The following is a 19,293-nucleotide window of genomic DNA, read 5'->3' as shown; positions in this document are numbered from 1 at the left end:
TTATGCAACAGTTGCGCCGCAGCGCCCTGCTGCCCCATGTGGAAATGCGCCGCGTCACGCAGGGCAGCACCTGCTACGACACCCATTCGCACGATGAATTCTCCTTTGGCGTGGTGGACGCCGGCCAGGCAACCTACCGCAACCACCGGCACCAGGCTGCCATCCACCAGGGCATGGCGGTGTTCTTCAACCCCGGCGACGCCCATGCCTGCAACCCACGCCCAGGCCAGCCCTGGTCGTACCGCATGCTGTTCGTAGACACGGCCTGGGTTGCGCGCCTGCAGGCCGAAAATGCTTGGCATGGTGGCGGCGACTACACCCCGTTTGCGCTGGCGCACAGCAACTCTGCCCGGCTGTACCAGCAGTTTGACGCGCTATTCCACACCCTGGAGCATGGCGACAGCACCCTCGCCGCCGACGAAGCGCTGCAGGGCTTTCTGCTCACCCACTGCTTTGTCCACCCGCGCCAGGCACAGCCCGCAGCCCTACCCACCGGCGCGCTGCAGCGCACCCGCGACTGCATACTCGACCAGTTGGCCGACAACCTCACGTTGGACGACCTGGCCCACACCGCTGGCCTTAGCCGCTACCACCTGCTGCGCAGCTTCAAACAGGCCTACGGCCAAACGCCGCACGCCTTCCAGCTGGACCAGCGCATCAACCAGGGCAAGCAGCTGCTCAAACGCGGCGGCAGCCTGGCCGACGTGGCCCACAGCCTGGGCTTTGCCGACCAAAGCCACTTTCAGCGGCACTTCAAAAGGCGCCACGCCGTGACGCCCCGGGTCTACCAGCAGTCGCTGGCATTCACAGCCTGAACGCCAAGGGCAAATAAAAAGGGCCCACATGGGGCCCTTTTGCTATGTATTCAGTAGCTTCCTGCGCAGGTACTACCTGCGCTACAGACTACTTTTACTTACTAAATCAGCGATTCCAGCGGCCGTCGCCATCCCAGTCGCGGTGGTGTCCGTGGTGGCGACCCCAGCCGGGGTAGACCACTTGCGGCTGGTAGTACACCGGCGCGGGGCGTACATACACCGGCTGCGGCTGGTAGTACACGGGCGCTGGCCGCACGTAAACAGGTGGCGGCGGTTGGTAGTACACCGGAGCAGGTTGGTAATACACGGGTGCTGGCTGCACATACACAGGGGCATTACCTACCACCATGGAGGCACCCGGGGCGCCTATGCCAACACTCCAGGACACATCGCTACGCGCCTGGGCCACGCTGGCGGCTCCCAAAGCGGCAACAGTCAACACAGCGGCAAAAATCGAACGGTGGAACTTCATACAGATCTCCTTGTTGCAAGTCCTGGGGTTTAGGCCCCGTACATAGACAACGCAGTAGACCGCAACCGGTGGACACAGCCGCCAAGAAAAGGGTTGCCAAACGTAACCACGCCCCTGGACGCCTAGAATTGGAGCATGAGCGCACCCACCCCCTCCCCCGCATCCGCCACAGCAGCGACCGAGCCCACCAAGCCCAGCAACTTTTTGCGACAAATCATCGAGTCCGACCTGGCCGCTGGCACCTACGCCACCCGCCGTTGGGCCGGTAGCCCGGGCGATGGCGCCCACCACGCCGCAGGCCAGCCCGACCCGGCCAAGATCCGCACCCGCTTCCCGCCCGAACCCAACGGCTACCTGCACATAGGCCACGCCAAAAGCATCTGCCTGAACTTCGGCCTGGCGCGCGACTACGGCGGCGTGTGCCACCTGCGCTTTGACGACACCAACCCCGAAAAAGAAGACACCGAATACGTCAACAGCATCATCGACTCGGTCAAATGGCTGGGCTATGACTGGAACGGCAGCGCCGACGCGGCCCCTTACCAGGCCAGCGACTACTTCGACTTCATGTACCGCGCCGCCGAATACCTGGTGCAAGCCGGCCACGCCTACGTGGACGAGCAAACCGTAGAGCAAATCAGGATCAATCGCGGCGACTTCAGCAAGCCCGGCGTGGACAGCCCCTTCCGCACCCGCACGCCCGCCGAGAACCTGGCCCGCTTCCGCGAAATGCGCGACGGCAAACACGAAGATGGATCGATGGTGCTGCGCGCCAAGATCGACATGGCCAGCCCCAACATCAATATGCGCGACCCGGCCATCTACCGCATACGCCGCGCCACCCACCACCACACCGGCGACACCTGGTGCATCTACCCGATGTACACCTTCGCCCACCCCATTGAAGACGCGCTGGAGCAAATCACCCACAGCATCTGCACGCTGGAATTTGAAGACCAGCGCCCCTTCTACGACTGGCTGATGGCCCGCCTGTCGGAAAGATCGACTCTTTCCGATGGTCAAGTCGTGGGCGGCCTGCTGGCCAGCCCGCCGCCCAAGCAGTACGAGTTCGCCCGCCTCAACCTCACCTACGTCATCACCAGCAAACGCAAGCTCGCCCAGCTGGTGTACGACCACAAAGTCAGCGGCTGGGACGACCCCCGCATGCCCACCATCGTGGGCCTGCGCCGCCGTGGCTACACGCCTGAAAGCATGCAGCTCTTCGCCGAACGCATTGGCGTCACCAAGAGCGACAGCTGGATCGACTACAGCACCTTAGAGGGCTGCCTCCGCGAAGACCTGGAAACCAAGGCCTACCGCGGCATGGCCGTGCTCAACCCCGTCAAGCTGGTGCTGACCAACTGGGACGAAGTCATGGGCGCCGGCCACCTGGAGCCCTGCATCCTGCCCGCCCTGCCCCACGTGGTCGAAGGCACCCAGCCCCCGCCACCCCGCCTGTTCACCATCGGCAAGGAAGTGTGGATAGAGCGCGAAGACTTTGAAGAAGTGCCGCCCAAGGGCTACAAGCGCTTGTTCCCTGGCAACAAGGTACGCCTCAAAGGCGGCTACGTGATCGAATGCACCAGCTGCGTCAAAGACGACGCCGGCGTCATCACCGAAGTGCAAGCCACCGTGGTGCCCGACACCAAGAGCGGCACCCCCGGCGCAGACAGCGTCAAGGTCAAAGCCGCCATCACCTGGGTCGGCGTAGCCAACGGCGTCAGCGCAGAAGTTCGCATGTACGACCGCCTGTTCAGCGACGCCCAGCCCGACGCCGGCGGCAAAGACTTCATCGAGAGCCTGAACCCCAACAGCCTGAAAGTCATCACCGCCATCGTCGAGCCATCGCTAGCCAACGCCCAGCCCGACCAGAAGTTCCAGTTTGAACGGCACGGCTACTTTGTTGCAGACCGCGTGGACCACGTGGTGGGGCTGAAGCCGGTGTTTAACTTGGCGGTGGGGTTGAAGGATAGTTGGGGGAAGTGATGGCCTCCCGCGCCCCCAAGCCCAAGCAACCCACCATCGTGGTGATTGCTGGGCCCAATGGCGCGGGCAAATCCACCGCAGCGCCCGACCTGCGGGCGCAACTGCCACCCAATACCTTCAGGCAACTCGCTTGATACGAATCTGTACGTTCGACACCGTGACGCCATCGGGCCGAACCAGCGGCAGCTCTTTCACCTCCAAGTACTTCAACGAACGCACCAGCTCACTGAGCTTTTTGAACCCATAGTTTCGGGCGTCAAACGCCGGGTTGATCTTGCCAATATGGCTGCCAACGCCGCCGAGTGCCGCCCAGCCGTCTTCACGTGCATTTGCGTCAATGGCAGCAATGATCAACGGCTGTAGTTTGCGCACATCCGCCACCGCAACAGGCTCAAGCTTGGACGCATCCTTCTCGGGCACAGGCGTTGCCCTCAAGATTTCGGTATAAATGAACTTGTCACACGCGGCCACAAAGGGCTCCGGCGTTTTACGTTCGCCAAAGCCATAAACCACCAACCCTGCCTCGCGGATGCGGGTGGCCAGGCGGGTGAAGTCGCTGTCGCTGCTGACCAGGCAAAAGCCATCCACGCTGCTGGCATGCAACACGTCCATGGCGTCGATGATCAATGCGGAGTCGGTGGCGTTTTTACCGCTGGTGTAGCTGAACTGCTGTATCGGCTGAATGGCCATGGTGTGCAGCACGTCTTTCCAGCCCTTGAGATTGGTGGTGGTCCAGTCGCCATAGGCGCGCTTGATGGTGGCCGTGCCGTAGCGCGACACCTCGGCCAGCAGTTCCTGGATAACGGATGCCTGTGCGTTGTCGGCGTCAATCAAGACGGCGAGCTTTTGGTTGTTATTGGTGGCCATGGTGCTCTCCCTGTACTTTCGGCATCCTACCGAGGAGTAAAGACGGCATGCATCTCTTGTGGTGGAAACGTCATATTTAATAGCTACGTGTGCAGCTAGCATCTACTCCGGCGGCCTATTTGATAGATGAGCGAGCCATGCGAAAGCAACCACCGCTGGCAGCGCTATAGTGACGAATTACCCCCTTGCGAATGGAGCCCACCATGACCACCGCCGCCGAAGCCCTTAGCGCCCAAGCCGCCCAGTTGCCACCCGCAGAACGGATGGAAGTGGTGGAGCGCATTCTCGATAGCCTGGACCAGCCCGATGCAGCGCTAGACGCACTATGGGCCCAAGAGGCCGACGACCGGCTGGCAGCATACCGGCGCGGGGAAATCAAGGCAGTGGCCTTGTCGGATGTGATCGCCAAATACCAAGTTGCCCGCAAGCACGCATGAGCATCCGCTTGCTGGCACCGGCCCAGGCTGAACTGGACGAGGCCATCACCTGGTACGCAGAGCAGGCCCCGGGCCTGGGTGAGGCCTTCCTGATTGAAACGCTCAAGACTCTGCAGCTCATAGAGCAGTTTCCGCAGGCTTGGCACCCGCTAACACCCCAAATTCGCCGCTGCCGCTTACGCCGCTTTCCTTACAGCGTGATCTATACCCAGGATGCTGCAGACATTCTGGTACTGGCAATAGCCCACCAGCACCGCAAGCCCGGGTATTGGCGCAACAGACTGAACTAGCCCATGCAAGCCCCATCCATCCTCCACTTCTGGTTCACCGAGCTAACCCCCAAGCAGCACTTCACCAAAGACGCTGCCCTGGACGAAGCCATCCGCACCCGCTTCGGCGCCACGCTGGAGGCCGCAGCCCAATGTGAGCTGTTTGCCTGGCGCGCCACGCCCGAAGGCCGGCTGGCCGAGATCTTGGTGCTAGACCAGTTCTCGCGCAATGTGTACCGCGACACGCCCCGCGCCTTTGCGCAGGACGCATTGGCCCTGGCGCTGGCGCAAGAGCTGGTGGCCAGCGGGCAAGACCGTAGCCTGCCCACGGCGCAGCGCATCTTTGCCTACATGCCCTATATGCACAGCGAGTCCGCGCTGGTGCACACCCAGGCCGTGGCCCTGTGTGCGCAGCCGGGTATGGAAGACAACCTTGACTACGAGCTGCGCCACAAAGCCATCATCGACCGCTTTGGCCGCTACCCCCACCGCAACGCCGTGCTGGGCCGCAGCTCTACGGCGGAGGAGCTGGTTTTCTTGAGCGAACCGGGATCTTCGTTCTAGCCTCACGTCTCGGATTTGCTACGCTTTTAGTAGCTGCTTGCGCAGGTTTTATATGCGCAGAAGCCGATTTAACGGGAAACCGTTACGCTCCATTAAACTCCCGCTATGCACCCCGCCATTGCCCAACACCGTGCCGGCATCACCGCCATCTGCCAGCGCTACCGCATCCAGCGGCTGGAGGTGTTTGGCTCGGCCGCGCGGGCAGATGACTTTGACCCGGCCAGCAGCGACGCGGACTTTTTAGTGGAGTTTGCCCCCGACGTGCAGCCCGGGCTGAACTCCCTATTTGGAGCCAAAGCGGCACTGGAAACCTTGCTGGGCCGTGGGGTGGACCTGGTAGAGCCCGGCGCGGTGCGCAACCCCTACGTGCTGGCCAGCATCAACCGCAACCGCGAAGCCGTCTATGCAGCATGACCCACGTGCCTATTTATGGGATGTGCGCGAATCGGCCTTGGCGATTCAGTCGTTTACCGCAGGCATGGACGCAACAGCGTACGCGGGCAACGCGATGGCGCAGGCAGCGGTAGAGCGCAAGTTTGAAATCATCGGCGAAGCCCTCAACCAACTCGCCAAGCTAGACGCAGCCTTAGCCGCACGCATTCCAGACCTGCCGCAGATCGTGGCATTTCGCAACCAACTGATCCACGGCTACGCCTCAGTGAACGTGGGCACGGTGTGGAACATTGCCCAAAACGCGCTGCCCTCGTTGCTTGACGCAGTGCAAGCCCTGCTGGATGAGCTGCAATAGAAATTGCTTGCACCGGTAAAGCCCCCCCGTGGCATGCCGCATTGGGGATAGTTCGCTATAGCTTTTATAGTTGCTCACGCAAGCGATATCTGTGGCAGCGGCCGTTTTGGCACATGAACGAGGCGTGCCAAAACAACTAGCTTTGGTGGCGCTATAGTGACGCCTGACCCTCTCACCAACGGAGCCACCATGACCACCGCCGCCGAAGCCCTGAGTGCCCAAGCCGCCCAGTTGCCACCCGCGGAACGGATGGAAGTGGTGGAGCGCATTCTCGATAGCCTGGACCAACCCGATGCAGCGCTAGACGCTCTATGGGCCAAAGAAGCAGACGACCGGCTGGCCGCTTACCGGCGTGGGGAAATCAAGGCCGTCGCCTTATCGGATGTGATCGCAAAATACCAAGTTGCCAGCAACCGCACCTGAGCATCCGCTTGCTGTCGCCGGCCCAAACCGAGCTGGACGAGGCCATCACTTGGTACGCTGAATAGGCCCCGGGCTTAGGCGATGCCTTCCGGATTGAGACGCTCAAGACGCTGCAACTCATAGAGCAGTTTCCGCAGGCTTGGCACCCGCTAACACCCCAAATTCGCCGCTGCCGCTTACGCCGTTTTCCTTACAGCGTGGTCTATACCCAGGACGGCATGGACATTCTTGTCCTGGCCATTGCGCATCAGCACCGCAAACCCGGGTATTGGCGCAACAGGCTGAACTAGCCCCAGCATTTGCTGCGCTTTGGGCGGCTTTTACGCATGGCCTCCAATTACTGTAGATTCCCGCACAATGCCCCGCAAACACCACCACGTCTACGTCATCGAACTCTCCAAAGACGTGCTGCTGGAGCCGCGCTTTCGCAGGGGTAACCCGGGCTATGTGGAGGGCAAGCCCTGCGTGTATGTGGGCATGACAGGGCTGGACCCGGATGTGCGCTTTGACAAGCACAAAGCCGGCATCCAGGCCAACCGTTTTGTGCAACAGTACGCCTGCGCCTGCTGCCGGACCTATACGAGGCCTTCAACCCCATGGCCTACAAAGATGCGGTAGACAAGGAGATCGAGGTGGGTATCGACCTGCGCTCGGCGAGGTTTGGGGTGTGGCAGGCCTGAGGCCCGCACCTGGCTTGTAAACTCGCGGGCTTTGCCTACCTGGGTACGGAGATCGCATGAGTAAACCTAACAACAACTACAAACCCTTCGTGATCGGCGTCGCAGGCGGCAGTGGCAGCGGCAAATCGACAGTGACGCGCCAGGTGCTGTCGTCCATCGGGCCCGAGATGACGGCGGTGCTGATCCAGGACGATTACTACTGCGACCAGACGCATATGTCTGCTGAGGAGCGGCGCAAAACCAATTACGACCACCCCGACGCGTTTGACTGGCCCTTGATGGTGCAGCATGTGCAGGCCCTGCGCCGCGGCGAGGCGATCGAGCGCCCTACCTACGACTTCACCCAGGACAACCGCGCCAGCAAAACCATCACCGTGCAGCCCGCGCCGGTGATCGTGATCGAAGGCTTGTTCGCGCTGTTTGACGCTGATTTGCGCAAGATGATGTCGCTGAAGATCTTTGTAGATACCGCTGCCGATGTGCGCTTCATCCGCCGCCTGCAGCGCGACATGGCCGAGCGCGGGCGCAGCGCCGAAAGCGTGATCAACCAGTACCTGGAAACCGTGCGCCCCATGCACAAGCAGTTCATCGAGCCGACCAAGCGCCGCGCCGATGTGATCCTGCCGCACGGCGCCAACGGGCCGGCGGTGGACATCATTACCACCAAGGTGGTGAGCCTGATCCGCGACCTGGAACGCGGATCAGGAATCTAACCCGCTACACTTTTCGCAGCTGCCTACGCATATTCCACCTGCGCTGGCGGCACATTCAAGCCACAAACTCCACCGCGGCACACACGGCCGCCACTTGCGCGGCAATACATTGCTCGGGCGTGGCGCGGGGGCTGTCAGGGTAGACCTCGGTGGTAGTGGTGTAGCGGGCACCGCTGATGCCGGCGCACAGGCCCAGGGCTTTCATGGCGTAGTGGATCACGCCGTGGGCCACAAGGGGTGAACCGATGATGCCGCCCTGCTCGTCGGCCGGGGCGATGTGGGTCACCTGCTCCACAGCTTCGATGATGGCCTGCTGGAACGCAGGCTGGGGGTTCGCCGTGTCGTCCACCAGGTAGAAGCCGTCGGGGATGCCATGGGACTCGAAGGGCTTGCCGTCGCGCGCGGCCGCGGCGGGCAGGTATTCAGAGCCGTCGCTGTCGGTGGTTTCGTGCAGGTCGATATGGACCGCAAACTGGCCGCGCAGCGGCGCCACCAGGCGCATCAGGGCGGCAGACTCTTGCGCCGGGCTGTCCGCACGGAACGAGCGGTTGGGGTCGATGGCGTCGAAGTTCCAGCGCTGGATGCGCTCATACGCCCAGGGGCTGACGCAGGGCACGACCAGCAGGTTCACCCGGCCGGCATAGCTTTCGGCATGCGCATCCACAAAGCGCAGAGCACCCAAGACGCCGCTGGTTTCATAACCATGCACGCCACCGGTGACCAGCACGCTGGGCAAGGCGTTGTTCCAGTTACGGCTGCGTATGGCCTGCAGCGCAAAGCGCTCGTCGCCATAAACGACTTCTGCATAGCCCTCCACGTCGAAGCGGTTGCGCAGGCGGTCCACCGCTGTCAGCACATCATCGGCATAGCTGCGCTGGCGCAGCTGGCGTGCGCGCCACTGGGCAAGTTCGGCAGCGCCCCAGGCTTGGCCGGGGGTGCCTATGGGGTAGAAATGGGGGGTGCTCATGGGGCCTTGGCTAAAGAAAATGACGGGGCATTATCGGGGTCGCCATGCCCGTCGATCCGCAAGCTTTGCAGCCCTTGCAATCCTAGACCTGCGCCACCAATTAAATGGAATGAGCGAATCCCTGCACATCGTCTGCCCCCATTGCCACACCACCAACCGCGTGCGCACCGACCAGCTCGGCAGCGCGCCAGATTGTGGAAGCTGTAAAAAGCCCTTGTTCACCGGCAAGCCGGTAGACCTGGACGTCGCCGCATTTGACAAGCATCTGCAACGCAACCAGATACCGCTGCTGGTGGACTTCTGGGCGCCTTGGTGCGGCCCGTGCCGGCAGATGGCACCTGCCTATGTGCAGGCCGCAAGCCAGCTGGAGCCGCGCATCCGCGTGGCCAAGGTGGACACCGAAGCTCACCAGGCCTTGGGTGCGCGCTACCAGATCCGCAGCATTCCGACGCTGGCGCTGTTTGTCGGCGGGCGCGAGGTCGCCCGCCAGGCCGGTGCCATGGGTGCGGCCGACATCGTGCGCTGGGTGCAGCAGCACAGCGGCTAAATACACCAAATTGCATTTGCCCGCAGCGGCACCGATATTCCACGGCTGGTACCGTCCACTTCCCTTTCACCCATCCAACCATTTACACCCACTCAGGTTCAACACCATGCTATTCAACCCACTGAAACTCGGCTCCCTCACCCTGCCCAACCGCATCTTGCTGGCCCCGCTGACGCGCACCCGCGCCGACGCCGGGCACCTGCCCAACGACCTGATGACGGAGTACTACAGCCAGCGCGCCACCGGCGGCCTGCTGATCACCGAGTGCACCATGGTGGCGCCCGGCACCTCGGCTTTCATCAACGAACCCGGCATCTACAACGAAGCGCAGATTGCCGCCTGGAAGAAGGTCACCGCTGCAGTGCACGCCAAGGGCGGCCGCATCTTCCTGCAGATCTGGCACGCCGGCCGCGCCGCGCACCCGGACATTAACGGTGGAGTACCCATCGTATCAAGCAGCGCCACGGCGGTCGAGGGCGACATCCACACCCCAAATGGCAAAGTGCCGCATGCCGTGCCGCGCGCGCTGACGGCCGAAGAGATTCCAGCCATCGTCGCCGCCTTCGCCCAGGGCGCAAAAAACGCCATTGCCGCCGGTTTTGACGGCGTGGAGGTGCACGGCGCGAACGGCTACCTGATCGACCAGTTCCTGCGCGACACGCCCAACCAGCGCACCGACGGCTACGGCGGCTCGCTGGAGAACCGCGCACGCTTACTGTTCGAAGTGCTGACCGCCGTGACCGCCGCGATTGGCTCGGACAAGGTAGGCCTGCGCCTGTCGCCGCTGAACAGCTACAACAGCATGAAGGACAGCGATCCGCTGGCACTGATCAGCTTCCTGGCCGACAAGCTCAACGCCTACAACTTGGCCTATCTGCACGTGATGCGTGCCGACTTCTTCGGCGCACAAAAGGGCGATGTGCTGACCATCGCCCGCGAGAAATACAAGGGCGTGCTGGTCGGCAACATGGGCTATACCGCCGAAGAAGCCGAAGAGACCATCCGCGCCGGCAAGCTCGACGCAGTGGCCTTTGGCACCAGCTTCCTGGCCAACCCGGACCTGCCCGCACGCATACAACTCAAGGCGCCGCTGAACACGCCCGACCAAAGCACCTTCTACAGCCCAGGCGCCAAGGGCTACACCGACTACCCCACGCTGTAAGCACGGCGCCGGGCTGCTACGGTTTTAAGAGCTTCTGGCGCAGGTAGCCACTGCGCCAGAGGCCTGAATGTCTTACAACCGTTGCCACCCGCCCGACCCCGATTCGGTTACCCTTGGCCCATTCAAACCAAGGAAATCCGCATGAAAAAACTCAACATCACCATCCAGCTGGAATTGTCCGTACCCGATGACTGGGAACTGGCCAAGACTTCGGAGGGTGGTCAGGTGCTGAAGCTGCCAAACGGACAGTTCATGGACATCGCCATCGAGCCGCTGTTTGCCAGCGATCCGGAGGAAACCTGGAGCAGCACCGACGACGAGGATGTGCTGAACGACGTGCTGGACATGATTGAAAGCGAAGACGTGCGCTACCAATTCGTGACGCACTGAGCGTCTGCTCACAAAAAAAGCGGCACCGGCCGCTTTTTTCATTTTTGATAGCAGCCAGCGCAGATGCTACCTGCGCCGGCGGCCTTTTCCTTTAAAACTACAGTTCTTAGCGGCGGTTGGTATGCAGCGAGTCGCGCATCGCCTGTACCTCGCCCTGGTTGCGGCGCACGACCTGGGCCTGGCGCTCCACCACGCTGCGCACGCCGGGCGGAAGATTGGAAGTCAGCGCCTTGATGTAGGCCGCCATTTCGGCGTCTTCACCGCGCTCGCATTCCTCCAGCATGGCTTCATCGCTGTAGTGGCTCAAGGTACCGCGCACCGATACCCAGCCACGGTGCAAGGCGCCAGCGGTCGAGCCGCCCTCGGCCGCCGCGCCGCCCAGCCGGACGATCAGCGCCTGCAGCTCCTGGCCGGCCTCACGGCATTCGCTGGCGCGGCGGTCCAGCCTGGTTTTGAGGTGCGACGAATCGGTATAACCGGCAGCGGTAGTAAAGCCATAGTCGCCATCGCGAGTAGCCTCCAGCAGGGCGTTCAAGGTATTGATAACCTCTGGGTCACCCATGGGAAGGTCCCCGCCGGGCAAGGTGGGGCCAGGCAAACCCTGCCCGTGGTGGAAGTCCTGGTCATCGTGCAGAAGTGTTTCCTTGGCCATGGTGTGATCCTTTCAAGCGAATCCATTGGAGTGGCAATTTGCTGAAAGCAGACCACTCGGCTACCCGATGGACGGGGATCTGGGCTGTTTTCAACGCTAAGAACGTTTTTACGATCTAAGCCTATCTTCCCCCTGCTGACGGCCCATGTCCGTCAGGCAAGCCCATGGTGGCTTGTAGGACATAACTTACAAGCGAGGGCTGGCCCGGGCTATTTGGCGGGTGATTCGGCGCGCTGTGCGGCATGCATACGGGAATTTGTCTGACAGGCACGGGCGGTATTGGCGGCTGTAATAAAGCTGTCGCACGGCACAGAGTGCATGCCCACTGAGAAAGGATCCCCCATGACCCAGTACGCCACCATCATCGGCCACGTGACCTACACCCCCGGCGACGGAGCCCCCATGACCATTCCGAAGGGCATGGTGGAAATTGAGCTGGCGCCCGACAGCGTCACCCTGAGCTGGACCGCCGACAACGGCGTGGCCGGGCTGACGGCCATACCGCTGACGCAGTTCCAGGAATACCTGCGCGACAACAAGATTGCACTACAGCGCTAGCCTTTGCAGCGCGGCAGGCTCCAGCCAGCCCATGCATTGCAGGCGGCAGGCTGTAAAAACACAACAAAATACCTGTAAATACGCTATCGCTTCAGTAGCAGCATACGCACTGAATATATGCGCCAGCGGCATATTCACGTCCTCATCTGCACAGCAGCAACATGCCCAACGTGACGCATGTGGAACAGTCTGTGCTTGAAAAATTCACACGCACGCGCAAACGTCCTGTTACATTTTGATCCGACTGTTCTGCAAGCAGTTGCGTCTTCTACGTCTTGCCATCCATGCAAAGGAAATGATGACTTCTTATAACTATGGGTTTGCCGATTTTGAATGCATTGCAGCAGGTGCTGCCGTCCTGGCCAGCGGCGGTGGCGGCAGCTACCGTGATGCGGTCAGCATCTTGCAGGAGCTGTACGCCAGCGGCTGGACGGGCAGCGTCACCGTGCAGCCGTATGACGGCGCCACCAACAGCTATGTGGTCGCGATGATGGGCTCGCCCGATGCGGGCGACCAGCTCACACTGGTCGATATCCAGAACTCGGTGGCCAACACCTTGCGGCTGCAACAAGCCACCACCAGCTACGGCGCTGGCTGCGTCATTCCAGTGGAGATTGGGGCCATCAACTCGCTGGTGCCGCTGCTGGGCGCAGCTGCGTCAGCCGGTGGCCTATGGGTCGTAGACGGCGACGGCGCGGGTCGGGCCGTGCCAGAGCTACCGCAGACTACCTTCGTTGGCGGCGCCAATTTACCCGTCAGCCCCTGCGCCCTGGCCACCGACGTAGCCGACTACAGCACGGTGGAATCGGCTCTGCTGAGCTCCCCCACGGCCGCCCAGATGGAGAAGCTGGCCGGTGGCGTGGTGGGCGGGTTTGGCGGGTTTTCCGGCATTGCGCTGTGGCCGTCCAACGCCAGCAACGGCTTTGGCCTGAACGGCAACTACATACCCGATACGCTGACGCAGGCACGCAATCTGGGCCTGTTCCTGCTGGAGGCAGACACGCCGCCGTCATCTGCCAGCGTGGCCGCGCAAATCGCGCAGTTGACCGGGCGCAGCGCCAGCGTCGCCGTAAGCAACTTCTACATCACCAGCATCACCCAGGCCACCACGGCGGCGTCGCTGGATGCTGGGGTGATCCGCCTTGACAACACGCAGGACCCCGCAGAAAGTACGCAAACGTTCAGTATTTACAACATGAATGAAAACCTCATCATGTATTCCAGCCAAAGCGCGGCACCGGTGATCATCGCGCCGGACTCGATCTGCTACTACTCGGAAAGCACGGGGCGGGGCTTCTCGAATGCAAGCGACGATCTGGCGGTGTATTTCGACCCGACCACCGGCAAGAGTACGGGCAAGATGGTCAGCATCATCCAGGTGAGCACCGCGCCCCAGCTGTATGCCACGCCGGGCGTGCTGGCCTCGTTTGCCAGCCTGCTGCGCAGCATCGGTTATGCCGGTGCCATGCCCTCGTACTGAAACCCGGCCATGGACGAAAAAGACCTCAACAAAGAGCGCCTGGAACTGGCGCTGGAGGCAGCCGGTCTGGATTTATGGGAGAACAACCTACTGACCGGCGAGGTCACCCGCAAGGCGCTGAAGACCTTTGGTGAGCTGGGCTACAACGACGACGAGGTATTGCACCACCTGGACCACCTGTTCGAGTTCGTCCACCCGGATGATCTGGAGATGATCCAGACGGCGGTGGGCGAGCACCTGGAGGGCCGCACCCCGCAGTACCGCTGCGAGTTCCGCTTGCTGGCCAAGGACGGCAGCTGGGTGTGGTACGCCAACTATGGCCGGGTGATGGATGCCGCCGGCTTGCAGCGGGGCCAGCGCTTCATCGGCGTGACCTTCAACATCGATGGTCGCAAACGCAAAGAAGACGAGATCGCCCAAATCAACCGCCAGCTGGCCGAGCAGAACGCCTTGCTGCAAACCATGAACGCCACGCTGGAGCTGCTGGCCGCCAGCGACTCGCTCACCGGCCTGGCCAACCGGCGCACATTGATGGAGCTGGGTGCCAAGGAATGCATACGCGCCGAGCGCTTCCAGCATCCGCTGTCGGTGCTGATGGTGGACATCGACTCCTTCAAGGCGGTGAACGACAACTGGGGGCATTCGGTGGGCGACCGGGTGATCTGCGCCGTGGCCGAAGCCTGCCGCCAGCGCATGCGCGAAGGTCTGGACACCGTGGCCCGCCTGGGTGGCGAGGAATTTGTGGTCATGCTGCCCGAAACCAGCGGAAGCAATGCCCGCCTGGTGGCCGAGTCGCTGCGCCAGGCTGTACAGGAGCAGCAGGTTGCCAATGACGACGGCGACCGCGTGCCCTTCACCGTCAGCATTGGCGTGGCCACGCTGGGCCTGGGTGGCGAGTCGTTTGAGCAGCTGCTCAACCACGCCGACAAGGCGCTGTACAAGGCCAAGCAAACCGGCAGGAACCAGGTGCAGTCTTTCGTCCCCCTTCCCACCAAGCCCCAGCTGGTACCCTCTACCAAGTCAGCCGGTTCGGATTGATCGCTACTGAATAAATAGCAGCTTGTGCACACAGCGCGAGCGCCAGCAGCATTTTTCGTGGCTTGATTGTTGCATTCACTGCGACAGGCCCCGGCCCCCTCAAGGCCGCCACCGCCGACCACCAGGAACGAGCCCATGCCCCCTGTCCTTTTGAAAAGTCTGTTCGCCGGTACGATTTTCAGCAGCGCCTTCCTGCTGTTTCTGGTGCAGCCGCTGATCGCCAAACAGATCCTGCCGTGGTTTGGCGGCTCGGCGGCCGTGTGGTCGGTATGCATGGTGTTCTTCCAGGTGGTGCTGCTGGCCGGCTATGCCTATGCCGACTGGCTGACCCGCCGGCCGGTGCGCGTGCAGGCGGCTGTGCACTGCACGCTGCTGCTGTGCAGCCTGGTGTTTCTGCCCATCATCACCGCCGCGCACTGGAAGCCCACGGGCGCGGAAGACCCATCGCTGCGCATCCTGGGCCTGCTGCTGGGCACGATTGGCCTGCCCTATTTTTTGCTATCCACCACCGGACCGTTGGTGCAGTCCTGGCTAGCGCGCACCCCCTGGGGTGTGCAGGTGTACCGCTACTTTTCGCTGTCCAACCTGGCGTCGCTGGCTTCGCTGCTGGCCTACCCGGTACTGATCGAGCCCATCACCACGCTGCGGGAGCAAGCCCTGGGCTGGTCCTGTGGCTATGCGGTTTTTGTACTGATGTGCGGTACCGCCAGCCTGTATGCGGCGGGCTTGAAACCCTATGCGCCCGGTCCAGGCAGCACACCCACATCCGGTGCAGGCCTGCCGCAGGCCGCCCCCGGCCTGGGCACCTATGGCTTGTGGCTGGCGCTGCCGGCCCTGGCATCCTGGCTGCTGCTGGCCGTGACCAACCACATCACGCAGAACGTGGCCGCCATTCCCTTCCTGTGGGTGCTGCCCTTGTCGGTCTACCTGCTGAGCTTTGTGCTGACTTTTGAAAGCGACCGCTGGTACCGCCGCAGTCTGCTGCTACCCGCCACCGCCGTGGCGCTGCTGCTGTGCGCCTATGGCCTGCAGGACGGCATAGGCTATGGCCTGGTAACGGGCGTGCCGCTGTATGTAACCGGCTTGCTGGTGCTGTGCATGTTTCTGCACGGCGAAATGGCCAGCATGCGCCCCCACCATGCCTACCTGACGCGCTTCTACCTGATGTTGTCGCTGGGTGGTGCGTTGGGCGGCGTTACCGTGGGCTTGGTCGCGCCGCATGTGCTGCCGGCCTACTACGAGATGGGTATTGGCCTGGTGTTGGTGGCCGTGCTGGGCGCGGTGGTCTTCCGCCGCCAGCGGCTACTCGCCAGTATCTGCCTTCTGCTGGTGCTGGCCTGCAGCTACTTCGCCTGGCAGCAGGTGCGCGACGAGCAGGACGGCACGCGGCGCATGGCGCGCAACTTCTACGGCACGCTGAGCAGCCTGGACAGCATCGACAAAGACGAGCCCGCGCGCAGCGTGCGCCAGCTCTACCACGGCTCGGTCAAGCATGGCGAGCAGTACCTGGCGGCCGACCGACGCCGCGAGGCCACGGCCTACTACGGCAAGACCTCGGGCGTGGGCCGGGCCATTCTGTCCGCACCGGCCACGCCGCGCCGGATCGGCCTGATCGGCCTGGGCGCAGGCACCCTGGCCAGCTATGGCCGCGCCGGCGATGTGTACCGGGTGTATGAAATCAACCCCCAGGTGTTCGACTTTGCCGACAGCGAATTCAGCTTCTTGAAAGACAGCCCGGCGCAGATCGAACGCGTGCTGGGCGACGCGCGCCTGGCGCTGGAGCGCGAGGCGCCGCAGCGCTTCGACGTGCTGGCGGTGGACGCGTTCTCGGGCGACTCCGTGCCCATCCACCTGATCACCGCAGAGGCCATGCAGGTCTATCTGCGCCACATGCAACCCGAGGGCATCATCGCCTTCCACGTCACCAACCGCTTCCTGAACCTGGCCCCGGTGGTGGAGAAAATCGCCCTGGCCCAGGGCCTACACATCGCCTTTGTGCACGACGAGGCCGAAGACAGCGACCTGCGCCGCACCGACTGGATACTGGTCAGCCGTAGCGCCCAGCGCATGCAGATGGCGCCAATCCACAACGCCAGCAGCCCCGTCCCTCAGATCCCCGGCCTGCGGCTGTGGACCGATGATTTCAACAACCTGTTCGGGGTGCTGAAATAGTGGTTTGACCGATACTGCGGGCTGCTTTTTTTTGTTCCGCCCCCATGCCATTTTTTTTAAACCGCCGCAGCCTGCTCGCCACCCTGGCAGCCCTGCCGACCACCCAGTTATTCGCCGCGCCACCCGCCCCCACCGTCTGGCCACAAGACCTGCACGTACCCGGCGGCGTAGCCCGCCTGTCGCTCGGACCGGCGGCGCAGCGGCCCACAGCGTTCGCCGCCGACGTACCCCTGCTGGTACTGGGCGATGCAATCGAATGGACGGCACTGGTCGGCATTCCGCTGGCGGCCCCGGTGGGTGAAGCCGCCATCACCGTGCGCAATGCCGAGGGAGGCAGCCGGCAGGTGGCGTACCACGTGGGCCCCAAGCAGTACCGCGAGCAGCGGCTGAAGGTGGCGCCTGGCACGGTAGACCTGTCGCCCGCCGACGAGGCCCGCTACGAGCGGGAGCACAGCCATCTGGCCGAGGTCATGGCCCGATTCAGCGAACCGCTACCAGAGTCGTTCGCCATGCGGGTACCGGTGCCGGGGCGGCGCTCCAGCTCGTTCGGACTGCGCCGCGTGTTCAACGGCCAGGCCCGCAACCCGCACAGCGGCATGGACATCGCCGCCGCCACCGGCACGCCGGTGCTGGCACCGCTGCCTGGCCGGGTGCTGGACACGGGCGACTATTTCTTCAACGGCAACACCGTGTGGCTGGACCATGGCGGCGGCCTGCTGGGAATGTTCTGCCATCTGAGCGCGATCGACGTACAGCCCGGCGAACAGCTGCGCACCGGTCAACGCCTGGGCGCTGTGGGTGCCACCGGCCGTGTCACCGGCCCACACCTGCATTGGTCCGTCTGCCTGAACCGGGCCATGGTGGACCCGGCGCTGTTTATTGCGGCTTAAAGCCGTTGTCCACTAGCGGCTCCTGCACCGCACAGACCTGGTTGCGGCCCTGGGCCTTGGCCTGGTAGAGGGCCTGGTCGGCCGCGGTGAGCAGTTCCTCCAGAGACTGGTAGGCAGACGCCTCGTGCCAGGTGACACAGCCGCCGCTGAGCGATACGTGCTGGCCCGCCGTACTGGCGGGTATCTGCAGCGCAACCACGGCCAGCCGGGCTTTCTCGGCAAGGCGCAAAGCGGAGTCGCCTGCGGTGCCGGGCAGCAGCATGGCGAATTCCTCGCCGCCGTAACGGGCCACCATATCGGCCGGCCGCTTGACGGTCTGGGCCAGCGCCTGGGCCACGGCGCGCAGGCAGGCGTCGCCCTGCACATGGCCGAAATGGTCGTTGTAGCGCTTGAAATGGTCTACATCCAGCAGCACCAGGGACAGCACTTCGCCATTACGCTGGGCACGCAGCCATTCGGCCTGGGCCGCGGTGTCAAAGCTGCGGCGGTTGAACACACCGGTCAGGCCGTCGCGCGCCGAGGTGCGCAGCAGGGACGCGTGGGACACCGACAGCTCCTGGTACAGCCGGGTCAGCTGGAATATCAGCGCGGCAAGCAAGCTCATGGACGACACAATGCTGAGCATGCGCGACACATACCAGCCGGTGCTGTAGCGGGCCGAGGACAGCAGGGTCAGCGATACATCGGCCAGCGAGGCCAGCACGGCCACGAAGAGAAACAGGCTGACGATATCCAGGCTTTTTTTCCGGGGTCGCAGCACCAGTGCCACGGCCAGCAGGTTGAGGCACCAGACCGTCCACCCCTCCGCACTGGCACTCAGGGTCTTGAAGTTATTGCCATTGATCAGCTGCGGCAAATCCACGCGCAGGGCCAGGTAGGCCGCCAGCCAGGCCAGCAAGGGTGCGCCCAGGAACAGCAACAACCCTTGGCGCGTGGACACGCGCCGCTCCAGTTCTCGCAAGCGGCCCCAGTCGCGCAGCAGCACGGACACGCAAATCAGCAGCGGATAGCCGCCATGCCACAGCACCCATAGCCAGACGGCGGACTGGTTATTGCCCCCCAGCAAGCCAGCCGGGCCAAACACCCCGGGAAAGACCAGCAGCTGGATGGACACCATCAGAGCCACATACATATAAGCGCAGGCCATGGGCACCAGGTACAGGCGCCGGGTAGTCAGGTACTGGACCATCAGCAGGTAGGCCGTCAGGCCTTCGGTCAGAGACACCACGGCCGCAAATATCGGTAGGAACGGCGCCACCACCGGCAAGGGGGCTTCTGCATGCGGGATGGTGGCCACGGCAACCAACACGATCAACATCACCAACAGGGTCGCAAACCTGCGCTGCATGGAGGTGGCGACAGACTGGTGAATAGCTTCAGGCATAGGGCTTATGTCTTGGGATGCGTCAGGGGTGCAAGCGTCGCGAGGCTAAGCAGGCAGCATGCCCATGCCAGTCCACGCT

Annotated in this window: 24 protein-coding genes and 1 pseudogene; 20 read left to right on the top strand and 5 right to left on the bottom strand. The window is 62.9% G+C overall.

All coding sequences use genetic code 11. From position 1 onward, the window contains the following. Positions 1-2 precede the first annotated feature (2 nt). The gene (locus AC07R0_RS05650; protein ID WP_495104119.1) at positions 3-815 is read left to right on the top strand and encodes a helix-turn-helix transcriptional regulator; all 813 of its coding nucleotides are present in this window, start codon (positions 3-5) and stop codon (positions 813-815) included. A gap of 106 nt (positions 816-921) precedes the next feature. Here AC07R0_RS05650 and AC07R0_RS05645 read toward each other — a convergent pair whose 3' ends face one another. Beyond that, positions 922-1,287, bottom strand: a complete 366-nt coding sequence (locus AC07R0_RS05645) for a hypothetical protein (RefSeq protein ID WP_495075910.1) — start codon at positions 1,285-1,287, stop codon at positions 922-924. 135 nt (positions 1,288-1,422) lie between these two features. Here AC07R0_RS05645 and AC07R0_RS05640 point away from each other — a divergent pair, with 135 nt between their 5' ends. Then, positions 1,423-3,273, top strand: coding sequence for a glutamine--tRNA ligase/YqeY domain fusion protein (locus tag AC07R0_RS05640; protein WP_495104118.1), 1,851 nt, complete (start codon positions 1,423-1,425; stop codon positions 3,271-3,273). Next, positions 3,273-3,407: a zeta toxin family protein gene (locus AC07R0_RS05635; protein ID WP_495075912.1), complete on the top strand. Its 135-nt coding sequence runs from the start codon at positions 3,273-3,275 to the stop codon at positions 3,405-3,407. Before AC07R0_RS05640 ends, AC07R0_RS05635 begins: the two co-directional genes overlap by 1 nt. Here AC07R0_RS05635 and AC07R0_RS05630 read toward each other — a convergent pair. Continuing rightward, positions 3,391-4,140: an NYN domain-containing protein gene (locus tag AC07R0_RS05630; RefSeq protein ID WP_495075913.1), complete on the bottom strand. Its 750-nt coding sequence runs from the start codon at positions 4,138-4,140 to the stop codon at positions 3,391-3,393. The two genes, AC07R0_RS05635 and AC07R0_RS05630, sit on opposite strands and share 17 nt — an antisense overlap. Positions 4,141-4,343: 203 nt before the next feature. On the opposite strand from AC07R0_RS05630, the gene AC07R0_RS05625 reads away from it, so the two are divergent. The 9 genes and pseudogenes from AC07R0_RS05625 to udk all read left to right on the top strand — a co-directional run bounded on the left by AC07R0_RS05625 (position 4,344) and on the right by udk (position 7,974). Then, entirely contained in the window at positions 4,344-4,577 is a 234-nt protein-coding gene (locus AC07R0_RS05625; protein ID WP_495075914.1) for an addiction module protein, read from the top strand. Further along, complete coding sequence (locus AC07R0_RS05620; protein WP_495104117.1) at positions 4,574-4,867, top strand: type II toxin-antitoxin system RelE/ParE family toxin; 294 nt, start codon at positions 4,574-4,576, stop codon at positions 4,865-4,867. The genes AC07R0_RS05625 and AC07R0_RS05620 overlap by 4 nt, the downstream gene beginning before the upstream one ends. Positions 4,868-4,870: 3 nt before the next feature. Next, complete coding sequence (locus AC07R0_RS05615; protein WP_495104116.1) at positions 4,871-5,410, top strand: DUF924 family protein; 540 nt, start codon at positions 4,871-4,873, stop codon at positions 5,408-5,410. A gap of 105 nt (positions 5,411-5,515) precedes the next feature. Next, complete coding sequence (locus tag AC07R0_RS05610) at positions 5,516-5,824, top strand: nucleotidyltransferase family protein (RefSeq protein WP_495104115.1); 309 nt, start codon at positions 5,516-5,518, stop codon at positions 5,822-5,824. Further along, positions 5,814-6,158, top strand: coding sequence for a HepT-like ribonuclease domain-containing protein (locus tag AC07R0_RS05605; RefSeq protein WP_495104114.1), 345 nt, complete (start codon positions 5,814-5,816; stop codon positions 6,156-6,158). Before AC07R0_RS05610 ends, AC07R0_RS05605 begins: the two co-directional genes overlap by 11 nt. A gap of 189 nt (positions 6,159-6,347) precedes the next feature. After that, positions 6,348-6,581, top strand: coding sequence for an addiction module protein (locus tag AC07R0_RS05600; protein WP_495104113.1), 234 nt, complete (start codon positions 6,348-6,350; stop codon positions 6,579-6,581). Between the two features lie 92 nt (positions 6,582-6,673). Next, positions 6,674-6,871, top strand: coding sequence for a type II toxin-antitoxin system RelE/ParE family toxin (locus AC07R0_RS05595; protein WP_495104251.1), 198 nt, complete (start codon positions 6,674-6,676; stop codon positions 6,869-6,871). 67 nt (positions 6,872-6,938) lie between these two features. Then, positions 6,939-7,261: pseudogene (locus AC07R0_RS05590) on the top strand (hypothetical protein). Between the two features lie 56 nt (positions 7,262-7,317). Continuing rightward, positions 7,318-7,974 carry a uridine kinase gene (gene udk, locus AC07R0_RS05585; RefSeq protein WP_495104112.1) on the top strand — a complete coding sequence of 219 codons (657 nt, stop codon included), beginning with the start codon at positions 7,318-7,320 and terminating at the stop codon, positions 7,972-7,974. Positions 7,975-8,029: 55 nt separating this feature from the next. On the opposite strand, the gene AC07R0_RS05580 is transcribed toward udk, so the two are convergent. Then, positions 8,030-8,941 carry a M14 family metallopeptidase gene (locus tag AC07R0_RS05580; RefSeq protein WP_495104111.1) on the bottom strand — a complete coding sequence of 304 codons (912 nt, stop codon included), beginning with the start codon at positions 8,939-8,941 and terminating at the stop codon, positions 8,030-8,032. A gap of 109 nt (positions 8,942-9,050) precedes the next feature. On the opposite strand from AC07R0_RS05580, the gene trxC reads away from it, so the two are divergent. The 3 genes from trxC (at position 9,051) to AC07R0_RS05565 (ending at position 11,040) form a co-directional block, all read left to right on the top strand. Continuing rightward, the gene (gene trxC, locus AC07R0_RS05575) at positions 9,051-9,488 is read left to right on the top strand and encodes a thioredoxin TrxC (protein ID WP_495104110.1); all 438 of its coding nucleotides are present in this window, start codon (positions 9,051-9,053) and stop codon (positions 9,486-9,488) included. A 106-nt stretch (positions 9,489-9,594) separates the two neighbouring features. Continuing rightward, a complete protein-coding gene (locus tag AC07R0_RS05570; RefSeq protein WP_495104109.1) occupies positions 9,595-10,650 on the top strand; it encodes an alkene reductase in 1,056 nt (351 codons plus the stop codon). Between the two features lie 141 nt (positions 10,651-10,791). Further along, on the top strand, positions 10,792-11,040 hold the full coding sequence (locus AC07R0_RS05565; protein WP_495075923.1) for a hypothetical protein: 249 nt from the start codon (positions 10,792-10,794) through the stop codon (positions 11,038-11,040). A gap of 106 nt (positions 11,041-11,146) precedes the next feature. Here AC07R0_RS05565 and AC07R0_RS05560 read toward each other — a convergent pair whose 3' ends face one another. Continuing rightward, positions 11,147-11,692 (bottom strand): ferritin-like domain-containing protein, encoded by a 546-nt coding sequence (locus tag AC07R0_RS05560; protein WP_495075924.1) that lies wholly within the window; start codon positions 11,690-11,692, stop codon positions 11,147-11,149. 342 nt (positions 11,693-12,034) lie between these two features. Between AC07R0_RS05560 and AC07R0_RS05555 the strand changes: the two genes are divergently transcribed. The 5 genes from AC07R0_RS05555 (at position 12,035) to AC07R0_RS05535 (ending at position 17,830) form a co-directional block, all read left to right on the top strand. After that, entirely contained in the window at positions 12,035-12,250 is a 216-nt protein-coding gene (locus AC07R0_RS05555) for a hypothetical protein (RefSeq protein WP_495075925.1), read from the top strand. Positions 12,251-12,548: 298 nt separating this feature from the next. Beyond that, positions 12,549-13,730, top strand: a complete 1,182-nt coding sequence (locus AC07R0_RS05550) for an S-methyl thiohydantoin desulfurase domain-containing protein (protein ID WP_495104108.1) — start codon at positions 12,549-12,551, stop codon at positions 13,728-13,730. A gap of 9 nt (positions 13,731-13,739) precedes the next feature. Further along, the gene (locus AC07R0_RS05545; protein WP_495104107.1) at positions 13,740-14,768 is read left to right on the top strand and encodes a sensor domain-containing diguanylate cyclase; all 1,029 of its coding nucleotides are present in this window, start codon (positions 13,740-13,742) and stop codon (positions 14,766-14,768) included. Positions 14,769-14,903: 135 nt separating this feature from the next. Then, entirely contained in the window at positions 14,904-16,940 is a 2,037-nt protein-coding gene (locus AC07R0_RS05540; RefSeq protein ID WP_495104106.1) for a fused MFS/spermidine synthase, read from the top strand. A 44-nt stretch (positions 16,941-16,984) separates the two neighbouring features. Beyond that, entirely contained in the window at positions 16,985-17,830 is an 846-nt protein-coding gene (locus tag AC07R0_RS05535; protein WP_495104105.1) for a peptidoglycan DD-metalloendopeptidase family protein, read from the top strand. Here AC07R0_RS05535 and AC07R0_RS05530 read toward each other — a convergent pair. Then, positions 17,817-19,214: a sensor domain-containing diguanylate cyclase gene (locus tag AC07R0_RS05530; RefSeq protein WP_495104104.1), complete on the bottom strand. Its 1,398-nt coding sequence runs from the start codon at positions 19,212-19,214 to the stop codon at positions 17,817-17,819. The two genes, AC07R0_RS05535 and AC07R0_RS05530, sit on opposite strands and share 14 nt — an antisense overlap. Between the last annotated feature and the right edge of the window lie 79 nt (positions 19,215-19,293).

This window comes from Rhodoferax sp. GW821-FHT07F03, from assembly GCF_059418745.1.
Note: the sequence above shows the minus strand (reverse complement) of the source record. Positions and strands in the feature narration are given on the sequence as shown.